15 protein-coding genes are annotated in these 18,135 nt (G+C 63.3%); 8 read left to right on the top strand and 7 right to left on the bottom strand.

What is annotated here, in order from left to right; translation table 11 throughout:
- The first annotated feature begins 5 nt into the window (after window positions 1-5).
- Both NKH02_RS01720 and NKH02_RS01715 read left to right on the top strand, forming a co-directional pair.
- On the top strand, window positions 6-1,019 hold the full coding sequence (locus NKH02_RS01720) for a type II secretion system F family protein (protein ID WP_352870169.1): 1,014 nt from the start codon (window positions 6-8) through the stop codon (window positions 1,017-1,019).
- A 9-nt stretch (window positions 1,020-1,028) separates the two neighbouring features.
- Window positions 1,029-2,048 (top strand): type II secretion system F family protein, encoded by a 1,020-nt coding sequence (locus NKH02_RS01715; RefSeq protein WP_352870170.1) that lies wholly within the window; start codon window positions 1,029-1,031, stop codon window positions 2,046-2,048.
- Window positions 2,049-2,137: 89 nt separating this feature from the next.
- On the opposite strand, the gene NKH02_RS01710 is transcribed toward NKH02_RS01715, so the two are convergent.
- Window positions 2,138-2,959, bottom strand: a complete 822-nt coding sequence (locus NKH02_RS01710) for a tetratricopeptide repeat protein (RefSeq protein ID WP_352875855.1) — start codon at window positions 2,957-2,959, stop codon at window positions 2,138-2,140.
- A 126-nt stretch (window positions 2,960-3,085) separates the two neighbouring features.
- On the opposite strand from NKH02_RS01710, the gene NKH02_RS01705 reads away from it, so the two are divergent.
- The 5 genes from NKH02_RS01705 (at window position 3,086) to pdeM (ending at window position 9,066) form a co-directional block, all read left to right on the top strand.
- Window positions 3,086-4,450: a leucyl aminopeptidase family protein gene (locus NKH02_RS01705; protein WP_352875853.1), complete on the top strand. Its 1,365-nt coding sequence runs from the start codon at window positions 3,086-3,088 to the stop codon at window positions 4,448-4,450.
- 58 nt (window positions 4,451-4,508) lie between these two features.
- Window positions 4,509-4,859 (top strand): MarR family winged helix-turn-helix transcriptional regulator, encoded by a 351-nt coding sequence (locus NKH02_RS01700; protein WP_352875852.1) that lies wholly within the window; start codon window positions 4,509-4,511, stop codon window positions 4,857-4,859.
- A 16-nt stretch (window positions 4,860-4,875) separates the two neighbouring features.
- Window positions 4,876-5,736 (top strand): C40 family peptidase, encoded by an 861-nt coding sequence (locus tag NKH02_RS01695; protein ID WP_352875850.1) that lies wholly within the window; start codon window positions 4,876-4,878, stop codon window positions 5,734-5,736.
- A gap of 67 nt (window positions 5,737-5,803) precedes the next feature.
- Entirely contained in the window at window positions 5,804-8,353 is a 2,550-nt protein-coding gene (locus tag NKH02_RS01690) for a ligase-associated DNA damage response DEXH box helicase (RefSeq protein ID WP_352875848.1), read from the top strand.
- Window positions 8,350-9,066, top strand: a complete 717-nt coding sequence (gene pdeM / locus NKH02_RS01685) for a ligase-associated DNA damage response endonuclease PdeM (RefSeq protein ID WP_352875845.1) — start codon at window positions 8,350-8,352, stop codon at window positions 9,064-9,066. Before NKH02_RS01690 ends, pdeM begins: the two co-directional genes overlap by 4 nt.
- A gap of 7 nt (window positions 9,067-9,073) precedes the next feature.
- Here pdeM and NKH02_RS01680 read toward each other — a convergent pair whose 3' ends face one another.
- Genes NKH02_RS01680 through NKH02_RS01670 form a run of 3 tightly spaced genes read right to left on the bottom strand, consistent with a single transcriptional unit; the run spans window position 9,074 to window position 13,674 of the window.
- Window positions 9,074-10,009, bottom strand: a complete 936-nt coding sequence (locus tag NKH02_RS01680) for a dimethyl sulfoxide reductase anchor subunit family protein (protein ID WP_352875842.1) — start codon at window positions 10,007-10,009, stop codon at window positions 9,074-9,076.
- A 3-nt stretch (window positions 10,010-10,012) separates the two neighbouring features.
- A complete protein-coding gene (locus NKH02_RS01675) occupies window positions 10,013-10,747 on the bottom strand; it encodes a 4Fe-4S dicluster domain-containing protein (protein ID WP_352875839.1) in 735 nt (244 codons plus the stop codon).
- Entirely contained in the window at window positions 10,744-13,674 is a 2,931-nt protein-coding gene (locus tag NKH02_RS01670; RefSeq protein ID WP_352875837.1) for a molybdopterin oxidoreductase family protein, read from the bottom strand. Before NKH02_RS01670 ends, NKH02_RS01675 begins: the two co-directional genes overlap by 4 nt.
- 278 nt (window positions 13,675-13,952) lie before the next feature.
- Here NKH02_RS01670 and NKH02_RS01665 point away from each other — a divergent pair, with 278 nt between their 5' ends.
- Window positions 13,953-14,924, top strand: coding sequence for a LysR substrate-binding domain-containing protein (locus NKH02_RS01665; protein WP_352875835.1), 972 nt, complete (start codon window positions 13,953-13,955; stop codon window positions 14,922-14,924).
- On the opposite strand, the gene NKH02_RS01660 is transcribed toward NKH02_RS01665, so the two are convergent.
- From NKH02_RS01660 to NKH02_RS01650, 3 genes are all read right to left on the bottom strand, one after another.
- Window positions 14,854-16,110 (bottom strand): Hsp70 family protein, encoded by a 1,257-nt coding sequence (locus NKH02_RS01660; RefSeq protein ID WP_352870181.1) that lies wholly within the window; start codon window positions 16,108-16,110, stop codon window positions 14,854-14,856. The two genes, NKH02_RS01665 and NKH02_RS01660, sit on opposite strands and share 71 nt — an antisense overlap.
- Window positions 16,111-16,382: 272 nt before the next feature.
- Window positions 16,383-17,174: a TIGR02186 family protein gene (locus NKH02_RS01655; RefSeq protein WP_352875832.1), complete on the bottom strand. Its 792-nt coding sequence runs from the start codon at window positions 17,172-17,174 to the stop codon at window positions 16,383-16,385.
- Window positions 17,174-18,097, bottom strand: a complete 924-nt coding sequence (locus NKH02_RS01650) for a sulfite exporter TauE/SafE family protein (RefSeq protein WP_352870183.1) — start codon at window positions 18,095-18,097, stop codon at window positions 17,174-17,176. Before NKH02_RS01650 ends, NKH02_RS01655 begins: the two co-directional genes overlap by 1 nt.
- Window positions 18,098-18,135 lie beyond the last annotated feature (38 nt).

The raw sequence follows: 18,135 nt of genomic DNA, 5'->3' as shown, positions 1-18,135 counted from the left end.
GGCCAATGTTTGGAATTGACGGTACAGTACTGGCGTTTATCGTACTCGCCGGCTTCAGCGCCGGCGCCGTCGCCTATGCATTTCTGTTCACTCGGATCAGCAACGAGAAACAGGTCGGCAAGCGGCTCGAAACGATCAGGACCGCCGAGACGGATCGCTCGGTCGTCAAGGCCTCGCGCGATCGCGCGGCGGAAGCCACCAAGCGACGCAAATCGGTTCAGGATTCGCTCAACGAGCTCGACGCAAAGCAGAGGACCAAGGACAGCGCCGTCAAGAAACCGCCGCTGAAAGCCCAACTCCGTCAGGCCGGCCTGAAGGCAACCGTAGAGCGCTTCTACATATATTCCGCAGTATGCGGCGTCGTTTTGACGATGGCCGCCTTTGTGGCCGGAGCGCCGATGCTCGCCTTGCCGGGAGTGCTGGTTGCTGGGGGGCTGGGCCTGCCGCGCTGGTTCGTCTCGTTTCGTCGCGCCCGCCGGGTCAAGGCATTCCTCAACGAATTTCCAAACGCGCTCGACATCATCGTGCGCGCGGTCAAATCCGGCCTGCCGCTGAACGATGCCGTGCGCCTGATCGCCAACGAATCGCCCGAGCCTGTGAAGGCCGAGTTTCGTCGCATCGTCGATTCACAGCAGATGGGCCTCTCGATCCCCGACGCAACATTGCGCATGCCCGAAACCATGCCTTGCACTGAGGCAAGCTTCTTCGGCATCGTCATCCAGATTCAGTCGCAAGCCGGCGGCAATCTCTCCGAGGCGCTGGGCAATCTTTCGCGTGTGCTTCGCGATCGCAAGAAGATGAAAGCCAAGGTCCAGGCGCTGTCGATGGAAGCGAAGGCGTCCGCCGCGATCATCGGTGCGCTGCCCTTCGTCGTCGCCTTTCTCGTCTACCTGTCGAGCCCGGCCTACCTGATGCCGCTTTTCAACACCAGCGTCGGAAATCTGATCCTTGGTTGCGCCGCGGTCTGGATGTCGATCGGCATCCTGGTGATGCGCAAGATGATGAACTTCGAAGTCTAGGATGCTGGCATGACCGAGCAAGTCATCAAAACCCTGACGGATCCGAGCTTCCTGATCGCGCTGCTGGTCGGAATAGCGGTGTTTGCGACCGTCTTCACCTTGCTGCCGGCGTTTGGCGGAAACCAGCTCAAGTCTCGCATGAAAAGCGTTGCCCTGGAACGCGACGAACTGCGAGCCAAACAGCGCGCCCGGCTTGCCGTCGAGGCGGATCGCCGTCGCAAGGGTCTGCGCGAGGAACAGTCTGTTGGCATGCGCAACATCGTCGACCGGTTGGATCTGAGGCGCGCGCTCGCCGACGAGGGCACGTTGCAGAAACTCAAAGTGGCTGGATTTCGTGGCCAGAATCCGCTGACGCGGTTTCTTTTCTTCCGTCTCGTGCTTCCCTTTGTCGGCTTCGCGCTGGCCACAATCTACATCTTCGTGCTCGGAGGATTGCCCGACAAGCCATTGGTCATCAGGCTGTTCGTTTGCATCCTCGTTGCTTATGGCGGCTTCTACGCACCGGTCGTCTATGTCAACAACCGCGCCACCAAGCGCAAGCAGTCGATCCAGATGGCGTGGCCGGATGGGCTCGATCTGATGCTGATCTGCGTCGAATCGGGCATGTCGGTGGAAGCAGCGCTGCGCAAGGTCGCCGACGAGATCGGCGCGCAATCGGTGGCGCTGGCGGAAGAATTCATCCTCACCAATGCCGAGCTTTCCTATCTGCCGGAGCGCAAGCAAGCCTACGAGAACCTGGCAAGCCGCACCGGACTGGATTCGGTCAAGGCGGTGTCGCAGGCACTCGTCCAGGCCGAGCGTTACGGCACGCCGGTGGCGCATGCACTGCGCGTGCTTGCCGCCGAAAGTCGTGACATGCGCATGAACGCGGCCGAGAAGAAGGCCGCCGCCTTGCCGCCAAAGCTCACCGTGCCGATGATCCTGTTTTTCCTGCCTGTGCTTTTCGCCATCATTCTGGGCCCCGCCGGCATTCAGGTCAGTCAGCGCGGTATCTTCGGAGATCATTCGGCGCCGGCAGCAGCCCAGTAGCGGCGCGGCAAATCCCAGTACGACACGTGAAGAAGCCGCGCTGGATGCAGCGCGGCTTCTTCATTTGAAGGCCCTGGCAGATTGTCGTCTCAGTTGGTCGCGGGCTTTGACTTGTCCTGATCCTTGAGCTGGCTCCAGACATTCTGCTGCGCCAGCATCTGCCTGAGATAGGCGACGTTTGCCTGCGCCTGTTCAGGCGAGAGTTCCTGTGAGGCAATCTTCTCGGCCTCGTCGAAACGGCCCTGCAGCCCGACGACCAGCGCTAGGTTCTGGCGGACCCGGCTGTCCGCATTCGGCTGCTGCGCGGCCGAGCGCATATAGGTTTCGGCGGTGCGCAGGTCCCCTTCCAGCACATAGGACATGCCAAGGTTGGAGAGCACCGAAGGCTCGTTCGGCTTGAGTTCGAGCGCCTTGCGGTAAAGCTGGCGCGCATCGGCCTTCTGGCCGGTCTGGTCGAGAATGGCCGCTTCGGCCGACACCAGCCTCCAGTCGGGATATTCCGGCGTTTGAGCGCGGCGCACGGCGTCGAGTGCCGCCTCGAACTGGCCATTGGCCGCCAGCGCCTTGCCATAGGCGGCAAGCACGTCACGATCCTTCGGCAGAGCGATCGCCAGCTTGCGCATCACGGCGAGCGACTGGTCGGCGTCGCCATCCATCTGCAGTGCCGCCGCATAATTTGTCGCTATCCGCTTGTCGTTGGGATTCCTGGCGTAAGATTGGCCAAGTGCGCCGGTGGCATTGTGCAGTTCTGCGGCCGACATGGTTTCCAGAGGTTTGCCGCCGGTGCGTCCGATAGAGCCGGTGGAGAGCTTGTCGGTTCCGCAACCGGCGACGCCCGCCGCGAGCGCCAGCATAAGGGCCGTGGTGATGAGCCGTTTTCCCCTGGCGTTGATCGTGCGGTTGGTCGGCATCGGCACCGGGCCTCCATTCATGCGCGGCCATTGCGTGGCCGTCTTCCCTCCCGCAGAAATATTCTGTTAACCCTAACGGACAGTTAAGAACGCCGACTCAGGCGCCCGCCGCACGGAGACCATCGAATGCCTGTCGAACTCGTCGAGAAGAAATTGCCGGGCGCACTGCCGGTTCATCTGGTCGCTAGGGACGGCCTGGACGCAGCCGGTCTTACGCCAGCCGCTATCGCCTGGGCCAGAGCCAACGGCTTTTCCGGCGAGGCAGGCAGGACGCTGGTCGTGCCTGGCGAAAACGGGGCGCTTGGCGGCGCCTTGTTCGGTATCGGCGATGGCGAAGGCGCGCTCGCCCTCGGCGCATTGTCGAAAGCCTTGCCGGAAGGCGACTGGCATTTCGCCTCGATGCCGGTCGAGCCGGAACTCGCGGCAACCGCGCTGGTGCTCGGCGGCTATGTCTTCACCCGTTACGGCAAGAAACCCGGCAAGGCGCTGCGCTTCGGCCTGCCTGCCGGAGTCGATGCCGGGCGGGTTCGCCGCATCGCCGATGGCGTTTTCCTGGCACGCGATCTGGTCAACACGCCGACCAGCGACATGGGTCCGGAAGACTTGGAGAAGGCGGTGCGGACCCTGGCCGGCAGCCACAAGGCCAAAGTCTCGGTGGTCACGGGTGACGATCTCCTCGAGCAGAACTTCCCGATGATCCATGCCGTCGGCCGCGCGTCGACCGCCGCGCCGCGCCTGATCGACATGCGTTGGGGGCAGCAAGGCGCGCCGAAGGTGACGCTGGTCGGCAAGGGTGTCTGTTTCGACACTGGCGGTCTCGATATCAAGCCGTCGTCCGGCATGCTGTTGATGAAGAAGGACATGGGCGGTGCCGCCAACGTGCTCGGCCTGGCCTCGATGATCATGGCTGCCGGGCTGAATGTGCGGCTGCGCGTGCTCATTCCCGCGGTCGAGAATTCGATTGCCGGCAACGCCTTCCGGCCTGGCGACGTGCTGACGAGCCGCAAGGGCATGTCGGTCGAAATCGGCAACACGGACGCCGAGGGAAGGCTGGTGCTGGCCGATGCGCTGGCGCTGGCCGATGAGGAGGAGCCGCGGCTTCTGGTCGACATGGCGACGCTGACAGGGGCTGCCCGCGTCGCGCTGGGCCCCGATCTTCCGCCGTTCTATACCGGCGACGAAGTGTTGGCATCCGATCTCGCTGAGGCTTCCGTCGCGGCCGAGGACCCGCTGTGGCGCATGCCGTTGTGGCGGCCTTACGATGCCAAACTGTCGTCGAAGATCGCCGACATCAACAATGTTACCACGGACGGTTTCGCCGGCTCGATCACGGCGGCACTGTTCCTGAAGCGCTTTGTCGAAAAGACCGCGGGCTGGGCGCATTTCGACATCTTCGCCTGGAACCTCGCCGACCGCCCGCATGGCCCCGCCGGCGGCGAAGCGCAAGGCATCCGCGCGCTGGAGCGGATCATTTCGAAACGCTTTGGCTAACAACAAGAAGGTTAGCGACTGAAACGGAACCGAAACAATTTGCCGTCATGCTGGCGCGATGTCGATTGCGATGCGCCCAAGCCAGGCCTTGCGACTGTGGCAGCAAGTGATGCTGTCGCAGGTGCGCGACAATGCGCCCGACCTGACCATGCGCCAGACCGCGATCCTGTTCACAATCTATCTTGACCCGCCGCCACATACCGTGCGCGGGCTCGCCGCCAGGCTCAAGGTCACCAAGCCGGTCATCACCCGCGCGCTCGACACGATGGGCGCATTGAAACTGGTGTCGCGGCATCGCGATGAGCTCGACAAGCGCAATGTGCTGATCAGGCGCACGGTCGAAGGCGCGCTCTTTGTCGAGCGCTTCGGCGATGGTATCATCGCCAAGGCCCACGAGTTACCCATCTAATTTCAGAGTTGCCGATTTGACTGCCAGGGATGCCCGCCTTCACGCTTTCCGTTCCGACCTTGCCGACGCACGGCTGAAGGGCGAGGTCGCCGCCGACCGCTTCGTCGCTGGCCGACCAGCGCGGATCACCGCGTCCGTGGCCGATATCCGCAAGGCGCCGCGGCCGGATGCCGGCGTCAACACGCAAGCCCTGTTCGGCGATGATGTCCTCGTCTTCGAGGTCACTGAGGGCTGGGCCTGGGTCCAGGCCGAACGCGACGGCTATGTCGGCTATGTCGCCGATACCATGCTGGGCGGTCGGGACCATGCGCCCACGCATATCGTCTCGGCACCACGCACTTTTCTCTATCCTGGACCCGATCTGCGGTTTCCGATCTCAGGACAATTGTCGATGGGATCAACGGTGACAGTGACGGATGCCGCCGAGACACGCGGTACCCACTATGCCGTCCTGCCCTCCGGCGAGGCGATCATCGCGGGTCATCTGCGGCCTCTCGGTGAAGTGGCCACCGATTATGTTTCGGTGGCTGAGATGTTTCTCGGCACACCCTATCTCTGGGGCGGCGCTTCCGGCTTCGGCATCGATTGTTCGGGCCTGGTGCAGCTGGCGATGCGCATGGCCGGCAGGAACGTGTTGCGCGATACCGACATGCAGGCGGCGACGCTCGGCGAGCCGCTCGAACCGGGACCTGATTTCTCGGGACTTCGGCGCGGCGATCTGGTGTTCTGGAAGGGCCATGTCGCCGTCATGACCGACGCCGACACCATGATCCATGCCAATGGCCACACCATGCTGGTGTCGCGCGAAGGGCTGAAGGACGCCGTCGCCCGCATCGGCTACCTCTATGGCGGTCCGACAGGGTTTCGGCGGCCGTAGGAAAGAACGATCCCCTTTTGTTCCGATTCTTCTTGGCGATTGACTGCCGTCGCGCTACCTCTGGCGGGTGACAGAGCAGCCGCGCCTTGCCGAACAGAATGCCACCGTGGCCCTGCCCGAACCATTCATCCGATGGTTTGGCGAAAAGGGCTGGTCGCCGCGCGCTCATCAGATCGAGTTGTTGGCGAAGGCTCAAGCGGGGCAATCGGTGCTGCTGATCGCACCGACCGGCGCCGGCAAGACGCTGGCCGGGTTTATGCCCTCGCTGACCGAATTGGCCAACCGGCCTAAGAGGAAACCTGGCCAGGCGCAGCGCGGCATCCACACGCTCTACATCTCGCCGCTGAAGGCACTGGCCGTCGACATCGAGCGCAATCTCGGCAAGCCGGTGGAGGAAATCGGTCTGCCTGTCACCATCGAGACGCGCACCGGCGACACGCCCGCCCACAAGCGCCAGCGCCAGAAGCTGGTCCCGCCCGATATTCTGCTGACCACGCCCGAGCAACTGGCGTTGCTGATTGCAGCAGGCGATGCGAGGCGCTTTTTCGAGGACCTGCGCTACGTCGTGCTCGACGAGTTGCATTCACTGGTCACGTCGAAACGCGGACATCTGCTGGCGCTCGGGCTGGCGCGGTTGCGCAGCTTTGTCCCTGGCCTGCAGACGATCGGGTTGTCTGCGACGGTGGCCGAGCCGGACGAGCTGCGGCGCTGGCTGGTCAGCCAGAATCCGCCCAAAGATTCGACGAGCCCGGGGATGGCCGAATTGATCGTCGTCACCGGCGGTGCGAAGCCCGAGATCTCCATCCTCGATTCGGAAGAGCGCGTGCCGTGGGCAGGACATTCAGCACGCTACGCCACGCCGGAGATCTACCGCGAGATCAAGCGCCACAGGACGACCCTGCTGTTCGTCAACACCCGCAGCCAGGCAGAGCTGCTGTTCCAGGAATTGTGGCGGGTCAACGAGGACACCTTGCCAATCGCGCTGCATCACGGCTCGCTCGACGTCGCCCAGCGCCGGCGCGTCGAGAAGGCGATGGGAGACAACGCACTGCGTGCCATAGTCGCGACGTCGACACTCGATCTCGGCATCGACTGGGGCGATGTCGACCTGGTCGTCCATGTCGGTGCACCGAAGGGTGCGAGTCGGCTGGCGCAGCGCATCGGCCGTGCCAATCACCGCATGGACGAGCCATCCAAGGCGATCCTCATCCCGGCCAACCGTTTCGAGGTGCTGGAATGCCGGGCGGCCCTCGACGCCAATTATCTCGGCGCGCAGGACACGCCGCCATTGATCGATGGTGGGCTCGATGTGCTGGCCCAGCATGTGCTGGGCTGCGCATGCGGCGCGCCGTTTCGTGCCGATGATCTGTTCGAGGAGGTGCGCACGGCTGCGCCCTATGCAAGTCTCGATCGGTCGACATTCGACCGCGTTGTCGATTTCGTCGCCACTGGCGGCTATGCGCTCAAGAACTATGAGCGATACGCCCGCATCCGGCTGAACAAGGACGGGTTGTGGCGGGTGTCCAATCCCCGCGTTGCCCAGCAATACAGGTTGAATGTCGGCACCATCATCGAAGTGCCGGCGCTCAATGTGCGTTATGTGCAGGCTGGCAGCAGAGGCGCGGCTTCGCGCGGCGGCCGGGTTCTCGGCAAGATCGAGGAAGCCTTCCTCGAAACCCTGACGCATGGCGATACGTTCATGTTTGCCGGCAAGGTGTTGCGCTTCGAAGGCATTCGCGAGAATGAGTGCTTCGTGTCGAACGCACCTGGCAGTGATGCCAAGGTGCCTTATTATGGGGGCGGCAAGTTTCCGCTTTCGACCTATCTCGCCGAACAGGTCCGCATCATGCTGGACGACCCGCGGCGATGGAAGAAGCTGCCCGAGCAGGTGGCCGACTGGCTGCGATTCCAGGCCGACAAATCGGTCCTGCCCAAACGCGACGACCTGTTGATCGAGACCTTTCCGCGCGGCAACCGCCACTATCTGGTGGCCTATCCGTTCGAAGGCCGGCTGGCGCACCAGACGCTCGGCATGCTGCTCACCCGCCGCTTGGATAGGGGGGGAGCCAGGCCGCTTGGCTTCGTCGCCACCGACTATGCATTGGCCATATGGTCATTGGGCGATATGGGCGCGATGTTCAAAGCAAGGAAACCTTTGCTTAGTGCGCTTTTCGATCAGGACATGCTGGGCGACGACCTCGAAGCCTGGCTGGCCGACAGCTGGCTCCTCAAGCGCACATTCCGCAACTGCGCGCTGATCTCGGGACTGATCGAAAAACGTCATCCAGGCCAGGAGAAAAGCGGCCGCCAAGTCACCGTCTCGACCGACCTGATCTACGATGTGCTGCGCAGCCACGAGCCCGACCACATCCTGCTGCAGGCGACGCGTGCCGACGCGGCGACCGGTCTGCTCGATGTCAGCAGACTTGGCGACATGCTCTCGCGCATCAAGGGTCGAATCGTGCATAAGGCGCTCGAACAGATATCGCCGCTCGCCGTGCCGATTATGCTCGAGATCGGCAAGATGCCGGTGAACGGTGAGGCCGATGAAACGCTGCTGATGGATGCGGCTACACTGGTCGAGGAGGCGATGGGGCCGGGAATGCGTGAGGAATGAGTTTTTCGCTGGCGCGCGTATCGCTGATAGCCGAGGCCGACCTTGTCGGCATCGCCGGCGAGCGCGCGGTATGCGACCCGCGTGGCGTGCTCTATTTTCCGGATCTGCGGCTTTTGGCCGTGTCCGATCTGCATCTGGAAAAGGGTTCGTCGCTTGCAAGGCGCGGCACGCTGATCCCGCCCTACGACACCGGCGCAACCCTGCTCAGACTGCAGGCGGTGATATCAGACTATCAGCCATCCATCGTCATCAGCCTGGGCGATAGCTTCCACGATGGCGGTGGCGCCGAACGCATGCATGCGAGCTTCCGTGAACGGCTGGAGGCGCTGCTGGCAGGCCGCGACTGGTTCTGGGTTGCCGGCAATCATGATCCGGAAGCACCCGCCGATCTGCCCGGCGAAACAGTGCGGGAACTCGCCATCGGCTCGCTGCTGTTCCGGCACGAGCCGTCGAAGGTGCGCGTCGAGGGCGAAATAGCGGGCCACCTGCATCCCTGCGCCCGCATCGTGCAGCAGGGCCGCTCGGTGCGTCGGCGCTGCTTTGCCGGCGACGGTGGCCGCATGATCATGCCGGCCTTCGGCGCCTATACCGGCTCACTCAACGTGCTCGACCGCGCCTATGCCGGACTGTTCCGCCTGGACACGCTGATGGCCTATATGCTTGGCACGGGCCGTATCTTCGCCATCTCGCACTCGATGCTCAGGCCCGGCTGAAACAGCCCTATCTGCCGTAATAGAGCGTGACGGTGTGCTTCGCCTCGGCGAAGAACAGCCATCTTTCGACCAGCATGCCGGCGAACTGCACGATCACGGCGAGCACCGATAGCGCCGCTGCGAAGGGCCAGGGCAGGGCGAAAGTAGCGGCGAACACCAGGAGGGGCAAGGCGAAGGCCAAAGCCTGCGTGATCTGACGCAGCCGCGCGCCGTGCTTGCGCGCGATGCGAAAGCCCATTTCCTTGAGCAGGTAGTTTTCCTCTGTATGCGGCCATTCCAGCGAGCGCACCGTGCCGCCGGCCAGCCCGGTTGCGGTGTTGGCGGTGGTCGGGATTTCCAGCCGGTCGTTGTAGCGCCAGGTCGCCAGCTTCCAGCCCCAGCCGAGCAAGGTCAGAAGCACGGAAGCCACCACGATCGTTTTCGAGCCGAGAGCAAATCCCTGTAGCAGCGCGTTCAGCAGCACGCTGCCGGTCATCGCCGAAAAGATCAGGTAAGCCGGCAGCGTGTAGCGGCTGTGCCACTGGGCGATCGGTTTCAGCGAGGCATAGATCATGCCTGTGGTGCAGACGGTGACAACCGCGCCGCAGGCCGCCAGCAATCCAGCAATGGCCACCCAGCCACTGGTGCGGCCAAAAAATACCCAACCGATGCCGAACAGTCCCGCCGGGATGAAGGTGATGACCGAGGCGACGCCTTCACGCGACAGCCATGAACTGCGCCATTGCGAGAACGCCCGCCAGGCGCGCTCGGGCCTGCCGAGATGACCCGCCGAAGACAACAATCCGGCCGCGATCAAGCCGAGCGCTAGGCCCATGCCGACGAGGCCGAGCCAGAAATCAGGCGGAATCATCTGGAATCCTCCGAGCACGCCAAGCAGCGCCAGCAGTCCATAGCCGGCGCCGGTGACGGTGGTGAAGAAGACGACGGAGAAGGCTGGATGCATGAGCTAGTTCGAAAGCATGCGGTCGACCCAGCCGAGGAAGCCGCCTTCGGCCCGCACAGGTTCGAGGGCCGGCGCGGCCACCGATGCGGCGCGCTTGGTATGGGCGCGTGGCGGCAGGTATTTGTTGGTCGGGTGATAGCCGAGCTCCGGCATCAGGTCGACACCGCCGCGCTCCGCCACCAGTTGCGAGACAGCTGACAGGGGATCGCCTAGGTCGCCGAAATGCCGGGCGCTGGTCGGGCAAGCGGCGACGCAGGCCGGCACGCGGTCTTCTTCGGCCAGATTGTCATTGTAGATCCGGTCGACGCACAGCGTGCACTTCTTCATGACGCCGACATCGGTGTCGAATTCGCGTGCGCCGTAAGGACAGGCCCAGCTGCACAATTTGCAGCCGATGCACTTGTCCTCGTCGATCAGCACGATGCCGTCCGAAGCCCGCTTGTAGGAGGCGCCGGTCGGGCAGACGGTGACGCAGGCCGGCGTCTCGCAATGCAGGCAGGAGCGGGGGAAGTTGACGGTGCGCCCGCCCATCTCGGTCGTGTGTTCGTAGCTGTGCACGCGGTTGAACCAGACGCCGTCGACATGGCCGCCATAAGGGTCGATGTCGGTCAGCGGCGCCATGTGGCCGCCGGTGTTCCACTCCTTGCAGGCGGTGACGCAGGCTTGGCAGCCAACGCAGGTGTCGAGGTCTATAACCAGACCGAGTTTCTTGCCGCTTTGACTTGGCAGGCAGGTCATTCGGCCGCCTCTCTCGCCCTGCGGAACTCAGCGCCGAAAGTCAGCCTGTCGGGCGAGGGTTCGAAATGCGGTGGCTGCTGGAAACGCTCGAATTGCGGCTCGGTGAAGCCGGCCTCTTCCGCCGCGCATTTGACGATGCGCACGCGCAGATCGAACCATGCCGCCTGGCCGGTGACCGGATCGGAATTCGAATAGCGCTTGCCGTTGACGTCGGCCGAGGTCTGGTCGCCGATGATATGGTTGAGCAGGAAGCCGCGATTGGATTCAGCCGCGTCGTCCTTCAGCCCCCAGCTGCCGCGCCGCTTGCCGATGGCGTTCCAGGTCCAGACCGTGCTTTCGTTCACTCCGTCGATCAGCTTGATCTGTCCCTTAACCCTGCCATTGATGCTCTCGATCCACACCCAGTCGTCATCGACAAGGCCTAGATCTGCTGCCGTCCGGTGATGCACGAACAGCCGGTTCTGGCTGGTGATCTGCCGCAGCCACGCATTCTGCGATCCCCAGGAATGGTACATGTGCATCGGCCGCTGCGTCAGTGCATGCAGCGGATAATTTTCGAAGCCGACGACCGCTTCCTCGAAGGGCATGTACCAGAACGGCAGCGGGTCCATGTAGGTCTCGATGCGTTGGCGATCGCCCTCCGGTGGCAAGACGCGGCCATGACCGCGCGCGGCCAGCCGGAAGCGTTGCATCGGCTCGCAATAGAGCTGGAAGACGATCGGCTCCGCCTTGGGGATGAAGCCCATCTGCACCGCGAAATCGAGATAGGAGCGGTTGGACATCTTGTAGTAACGCTGGTCATCCGCGAAATCGTGATGCCAGAAGCCGCCATTGTCGATGTAGCGTTGCAACTGGTCCGGATTGGCCTCGCCCCTGCCGGTCGAGGTTCCATCCTTGCCACGCCAGCCGGCGAGCGGGCCGATGCCGGGTGTGCGCTCATGGTTGACGATGTAGTCGGCGTAGTCGCCATACTTGGCCGAGCCATCGTCGTTGACGAAGCCGGGCAGGCCGAGCCGCGCGCCGAGTTCGATCAGCACCGACTGGAACGGCCGGACATCACGGTCCGGCTCGACGACAGGATGACGAATGGCGTCCCCCGGCCCGTCGGCATGGCTGATCGGCCGGTCGAGCAGGCTGATGCAGTCATGCCGCTCAAGATAGGTCGTGTCCGGCAGCACGAGGTCGGCGAACGGCACGGTCTCGGAATAATAGGCATCGGAATAGATGATGAACGGGATCTTGTAGTTGCCCTCGTCATCATGGTCGGTCAGCATGGCCATGGTCTCGACGGTGTTCATCGAGGAATTCCACGCCATGTTCGACATGTACATCATGAGCGTGTCGATCCTGTAGGGATCGCCGGCCCAGGCGTTGCGGATGACGGTGTGCATCAGGCCATGCGCGGCCAGCGGCGCATCCCACGAATAGGCCTTGTCGATACGGGTCGGTGTTCCGGCCGCATCGACCAGCAGGTCGTCCGGCCCGCAGACGAAACCGAGTGGCATGCCGTCGAGCGGCGTCATCGGCTTGATGGTCTTGCCGGCCGGTTTCGGTTCGGGCGGCGCGGATCGGGGATAGGGCGGCTTGAAGCGGAAGCCGCCCGGCACATCCACGGTGCCCAGCAGCACCTGAAGCAAATGGATGGCGCGGCATGTATGAAAACCGTTCGAGTGGGCGGAGATGCCGCGCATGGCGTGCATCGAGACAGGCCGCCCCTTGATCGTCTCGTGCCTGCGCCCGGCCCAGTCGGTCCAGGCGATAGGCAATTCGATCGTCTGTTCGAAGGCGACATGGGCGAGTTCGGCGGCGATCCTGCGGATCGTATCGGCGGCAATGCCGCAGCGCTCGGCGACCGCGTCCGGTGCATAGCTCTCATCAAGGTAGCGGTCGGCCAGCAACTGGAACACCGGAACGCAGCGGCGTCCGCCGATCGTGAAGTTGCCGGTCAGCGCGGGTCTCGCAGTGGCATCGGTGGCGCTGACCGGTGTCTTCGCCACCCTGTCCCAGGCCAACGGATTGCCATCGCCGTCACGGACGAACAGCCCGTCATCGGCCGCTTCCGGCTCCTGAATGACGAGGACGTGAGCGTTGGTGTAGCGGATCAAGTAGTCGAGATCGACGCGGCCCGCCCTGAGCAATTCGTGGATGAGGGCGAATACGAACAGGCCGTCGGTGCCGGGCCGGATACCGATCCAGTCGTCGGCGATCGCATTGTAGCCGGTGCGGCACGGATTGATCGAGACGACTTTGGCGCCGCGCGCCTTGAGCTTGCCGAGACCGATCTTGATCGGGTTGGAATCGTGGTCCTCGGCGACCCCGAACAGCATGAAGTACTTAGCGTTGTCCCAGTCCGGTTCGCCGAATTCCCAGAACGAGCCGCCGATCGTGTAGAGGCCGCCGGCCGCCATGTTGACCGAACAGAAGCCGCCATGGGCGGCGAAATTCGGCGTGCCGAACCGGCTCGCCCACCAGCCGGTCAAGGATTGGGATTGATCGCGGCCGGTGAAGAAGGCCAGTTTCTTGGGGTCGGTCCGACGGATGTTGGAGAGCCGCTCGGTAGCGATCGAAAACGCCTCTTCCCACTCGATCTCGCGGAACTCGCCAGAGCCGCGCGGGCCGGTGCGCAGCAATGGCTTCTTCAGCCTTGCCGGGCTGTAGTGCTGCATGATGCCGGCGCTGCCCTTGCCGCAGATCACGCCGCGATTGACCGGATGGTCCTTGTTGCCGTTGATATAGCGGACCTTGCCATCCTTGATGTGGACATCGATGCCGCAGCGGCAGGCGCACATGTAGCAGGTCGTCTTGGCGATGCTGTCGGAAACGGCAGGCGAGGTGTCGACGCCATCGCCTTCATCCGGTGCGCGGGTGTCGGCAAGCGGGCGTTGCGATGGTGCCGAATTCGCGCCGCGAGGCGGTCCCTGCATCATGATCCGGGGATGCCCGTGCGGCCAACGGATTTGGCCCGTGTCTTCGGTCCGGGGCCGCGCATGTAGTGCTCTTCCGGATGATATCGATCGCCGGCCAGCCGCCGCCTTATGCCGCGGGTCCAATGCGCAAGCAGGGATCTGAACCGCCCGATCATTCTGCTCTCTGCGATCTCTCGGCGAGTTTTTTCTAACTTCGCGGCAAAACTTAGAATAAAGATATCGATCTGTCTAATCAATTGTTCTTGTAAATTCGATCGATATTGTTTCTTAATGCGCCCATGACCCTGGACCAATTGCGGATTTTCGTCGCCGTCGCCGAGCGCGGCCATATGACCAGGGCGGCGGAACTGCTGGGCATTTCGCAGTCGGCCGCATCGGCGGCCATCCGGGCGCTTGAAGAACAGCACGGCGTCCATCTGTTCAACCGGGTCGGCCGCAACATCGAGCTTGCCCAGACCGGTCACCGGTTCCTGCCTGAGGCCAAGGCCGTGCTCGAACGGGCCGCCGCCGCCCGCAATGTGCTGGAACATGTCTCGCAGACGGTCACCGGCAGCCTCTCGATCGCCGCCAGCCAGACCATCGCCAGCTACTGGCTGCCGCGCCGGCTGGCTTCCTTCCACGAAGCCTATCCCGCCGTCAGGCTGAGCGTCAGCATCGGCAACACCAGGCAGGTCGAGGCCAATGTCCTCGATGGCGCGGCCGATCTCGGTCTGGTCGAGGGGCGCACCGAGTCCGACATCCTGCGCCGCGCCAAGGTCGACATCGACAGGCTGATGCTGGTCGTTGCCAGCTCGCATCCGGAGATCGCCGAAGTTACGCCCGGCCATCCTGACATCAAGGGCCTGCGCTGGATCATCCGCGAGGGCGGTTCGGGCACGCGCGAAGTGCTGGAGGATCTGGCGCGCCGCGAAGGAATTTCGCTAGCCGACCTCCAGATATTCCTGGTGCTGCCGAGCAATGAGGCTATCCGCCAGGCGGTCGAGGCGGGAGCCGGCGCCACCATCATTTCGGAGCTTGTCGTGGCCCGCGCCGTGGCCGAAGGCAGTCTCAGGTCCGTGCCGCTCGACTTGCCGAAACGCGACTTCGCCATGATCACCCATCGCGATCGCCAGGCAAGCCTGGCCCAGATGGCGCTCAAGGCGCATCTGGGTACGTCAGCAGACCATGGTGAGACGCGCGTCAGCCGTATTTTCGCTGCGCATCCAGCGCCAGGCCAAGTCCGACCGAGCCGAACATGTCGCCTTCGATGACGGATGCCTGCGGCACCAGCGACAGGATCTCTCGCCTTGCCAGCGGGATCGCGGTCGATCCGCCGGTCAGGAACACCGCAGTGATGTCGAGCGGCCTGACCTGGGCGTCCTGGATGGTCTGCCCCACCGTTGCGGTGACCCGCTCGATGTCCCTGGCAATCGTGGCATCCAGCCCACCGCGCGTGATTTCGGCGGCGAACTCGGCGCCCGGTAGCTTCACTGCCACATGGGCGGACGAGCTGTCGGTCAGCTCGATCTTGGCCTTTTCGACAAGTGCCGCCAGCGCATGTCCGTAGCGGTGTTCGACGATGTGGATGAAACGGTCGACAAGGTCGGCGCGCTCGGCCTCGTAGCGGATCTGGCGCAGATGCGTCATCGCCTTGGCGGTGTAGACCAGGTTGATGCGCTGCCATGTCGCGAGGTCGATGAAGTAGCTTGCCGGCAGATTGCGCTTGCCATCCTTGGTTGGCGTCAGGTAGCCAAGCTGCGGCATCACATGGGCGATGCTCAGCAGCCGGTCGAAATCCGTGCCGCCGATATGGACGCCCCGGCTGGCCAGGATGTCGTCCTTGCGGTCGAGCGAACGGGAACGCTGCGGTGAAACGCGCACGATCGAGAAGTCCGACGTGCCGCCGCCCATGTCGATGATCAGCGCCAGTTCCTCGCGCGTCACCTTCTGTTCGTAGTCGAGCGCCGCCGCGATCGGCTCGAACTGGAAAGCGATGTGCTTGAAGCCCTGGGCTCGCGCGGCGTTTTCGAGTTCGCTTTGCGCCTTCGCATCGGCCTCGGTATCGTCGTCGACGAACTGCACCGGCCGGCCAAGCACCACGGTCTCGACCATGTCGCCGGCATCTACCTCCAGCTTCTTCTTGAGATGGCCGAGGAACATGCCGACGATCTCCATGAAGCCAATCGACCGCGATTTGATGCGTGTCTTTTCATGGGCAAGCGAACTGCCGAGCACGCTCTTCAGCGAACGCATCAGCCGGCCCTCGATGCTGTCGGTGTAGTTGGCGATGGCCTGGCGGCCGAAACAGGTGCGGTTGTCCTCGAAGTTGAAGAACACGGCACTGGGCAGCGTGACCTGACCGTCTTCAAGCACGACGAGGCGCGGCTGCCCGTTCCGGACCACACCGACGGTGGAATTGGAAGTGCCGAAGTCGATGCCGCCGAAGGCTGGTCGCATGACAAGTTCCTGTATTTGTCGTCGGCGAGCCGATAGGCGCCATGAGAAATCGCGCGCTGCCCGGGGACAGGCTGCTCTGCCGAACCGAATTGTTTGTGTCTGCCAGTTGGCTGGGGAGCGCGGTCTACCGCATGCTCCCACAAAGGGAAACCACTTTTCGGGAAAAGTTCTAAAGCGCGTCGTGTTTGAACGGATTCAGGCGACGCGCTTTAGGTTTTTGATTCGATGCATGTCGTTCTCCCAAAACCGGGGCCACTTTTGGGCGACATGCATTAGTCTCGCCGGAAGATCAGCCTTCCGAGCCAGCCTGTCAGCATGGCCAGCGATATGGCGAAGGCGCCATAGAGGAAGGAATAATTGTGCGCGACACGGAAGATCGACTGTTCGAAACCGGATTTGCGGATTTCGAGCTGCGCCGAGCTTTCCTTGATGAACAGGCCGCTCTTGAACAGGAAGGCGCGCGCCTTGTGGGTGCCGACCGGAACATTCGGCGCCAGCCTGACGGTGGCGCGAAACAGGTTCTGCGACAGGAATTGCACGCCGCCGACATTCTCGCTGTAGAGGCCGGTCGCCGATTTGCGCTCCCGCAATGCAGCGGTGAATTCCTCGATCGTCGCCGGGCTGTCGCCGGCATCGGCGGGCTGCATGTAGAGGTTGGAGGCGCCGAGCGACAGCTGCTTGTAGCTGTTGGGTTCGGTGATGTCCTGCAGCGGTCGCGTCGTCGCCACCGAATAGGACATCGGGACGTTCTCGAAGGTCTCTGAGTCCAGATTGACCCAGACGCCGAGCACTCGGTCCTTGCGGCGCACCACCACCGGTTTGGGCGGACCTTCGAGCACGACGATGACATCGTAACGGCCCTGGCGCGCGACGAATGGATCGGGATTTTCCAGCGAACCGAAGATGGTCAGGTCGGCGCCGGAAAAGCCGGCGGTGATCGAGACATTGTCGGTGGAGAGCCCGATCTGAATGCCTTCCGTCAGCGGGATCTGTGCCTTCGCCGGCACGGCGGCCGCAAGCAAAGACAGGAAAATGGCGGTTGCGAACGCGTTAGGAGCCCTCATCAGTTGAGGCCCGTGGCGGACAGCGAATAGAGATTGGGCGGGGTGACGAAAAGATCGATGGCCAATCGTATCGCCACCGCCAGCACCAGCAGCGCCAGCAAGGCCCTGAGCTGCTCGCCGCGCAGCCTCTGGCCGGCCTTGGCGCCATATTGCGCGCCGGCGACGCCGCCTGCCATCAGCAGGAAGGCCAGCACGACGTCGACCGTCTGGTTGGTGGTGGCATGGACGAGCGTCGTGTAGGCGGAGGTGAAGATGATCTGGAACAGCGAGGTGCCGATGACGACATTGGTCGGCACTTTCAGGAGGTAGATCAGCGCCGGCACCATGATGAAGCCGCCTCCGACGCCCATGATCGACGATAGGAAGCCAATGCCGGCGCCAAGGCCAAGCACCGGGATGACGCTGACGAACAGTTTTGATGCCCTGAAGCGCATCTTCAACGGCAAGCGATGGATCCAGTTGTGCTGTCCGGATTTCTTCAGCACCGGTGCCGCGCCGCTGCGCGTGGCGCGTAGCGCATTGACGCTTTCGACCAGCATCAGCCCGCCGACGGTGCCGAGCAGCACGACGTAAAGCAGCGAGATGAACAGATCGAGCTGGCCGAGGCGGCGCAGGAAGGCGAAGACGTAGATGCCGCCGGTGGAACCGATGATGCCGCCGGCCAGCAGCACGCCACCGAGCTTGAAGTCGAGCGTCCCCCGCTTCATGTGCGAAAGGACGCCGGAGACGGAGGAGGCGATGACCTGGTTGGCGCCGGTGGCGACCGCGATCGCGGGAGGTATGTTGTAGAAGATCAGCAGCGGCGTGATGAGGAAGCCGCCGCCGACGCCGAACATGCCCGACAGGAAACCCACCGCCGCACCCATGGCCAGCAGGACGAAGACGTTGACGGAAATTTCCGCGATCGGGAGATAGATGCCCACCCGTCAGTCTCGATCAGTTCTGCCTGTCGGTGAATGCA

The sequence above is a fragment of the Mesorhizobium sp. M1396 genome (genome assembly GCF_040317725.1).
In the GTDB taxonomy this organism is placed as follows: Bacteria; Pseudomonadota; Alphaproteobacteria; order Rhizobiales; family Rhizobiaceae; genus Mesorhizobium.
The sequence above is the reverse complement of the archived record's forward strand: the minus strand, read 5'-3'. Positions and strand labels throughout refer to the sequence as shown.

What these genes read in the sequence shown, in the direction of transcription:
- NKH02_RS01720 (WP_352870169.1), top strand. Translation starts at nt 6, where the DNA reads ATGTTTGGAATTGACGGTACAGTACTGGCGTTTATCGTACTCGCCGGC.
- NKH02_RS01715 (WP_352870170.1), top strand. Translation starts at nt 1,029, where the DNA reads ATGACCGAGCAAGTCATCAAAACCCTGACGGATCCGAGCTTCCTGATC.
- NKH02_RS01710 (WP_352875855.1), bottom strand. Translation starts at nt 2,959, where the DNA reads ATGCCGACCAACCGCACGATCAACGCCAGGGGAAAACGGCTCATCACC.
- NKH02_RS01705 (WP_352875853.1), top strand. Translation starts at nt 3,086, where the DNA reads ATGCCTGTCGAACTCGTCGAGAAGAAATTGCCGGGCGCACTGCCGGTT.
- NKH02_RS01700 (WP_352875852.1), top strand. Translation starts at nt 4,509, where the DNA reads ATGTCGATTGCGATGCGCCCAAGCCAGGCCTTGCGACTGTGGCAGCAA.
- pdeM (WP_352875845.1), top strand. Translation starts at nt 8,350, where the DNA reads ATGAGTTTTTCGCTGGCGCGCGTATCGCTGATAGCCGAGGCCGACCTT.
- NKH02_RS01680 (WP_352875842.1), bottom strand. Translation starts at nt 10,009, where the DNA reads ATGCATCCAGCCTTCTCCGTCGTCTTCTTCACCACCGTCACCGGCGCC.
- NKH02_RS01675 (WP_352875839.1), bottom strand. Translation starts at nt 10,747, where the DNA reads ATGACCTGCCTGCCAAGTCAAAGCGGCAAGAAACTCGGTCTGGTTATA.
- NKH02_RS01670 (WP_352875837.1), bottom strand. Translation starts at nt 13,674, where the DNA reads ATGATGCAGGGACCGCCTCGCGGCGCGAATTCGGCACCATCGCAACGC.
- NKH02_RS01665 (WP_352875835.1), top strand. Translation starts at nt 13,953, where the DNA reads ATGACCCTGGACCAATTGCGGATTTTCGTCGCCGTCGCCGAGCGCGGC.
- NKH02_RS01660 (WP_352870181.1), bottom strand. Translation starts at nt 16,110, where the DNA reads ATGCGACCAGCCTTCGGCGGCATCGACTTCGGCACTTCCAATTCCACC.
- NKH02_RS01655 (WP_352875832.1), bottom strand. Translation starts at nt 17,174, where the DNA reads ATGAGGGCTCCTAACGCGTTCGCAACCGCCATTTTCCTGTCTTTGCTT.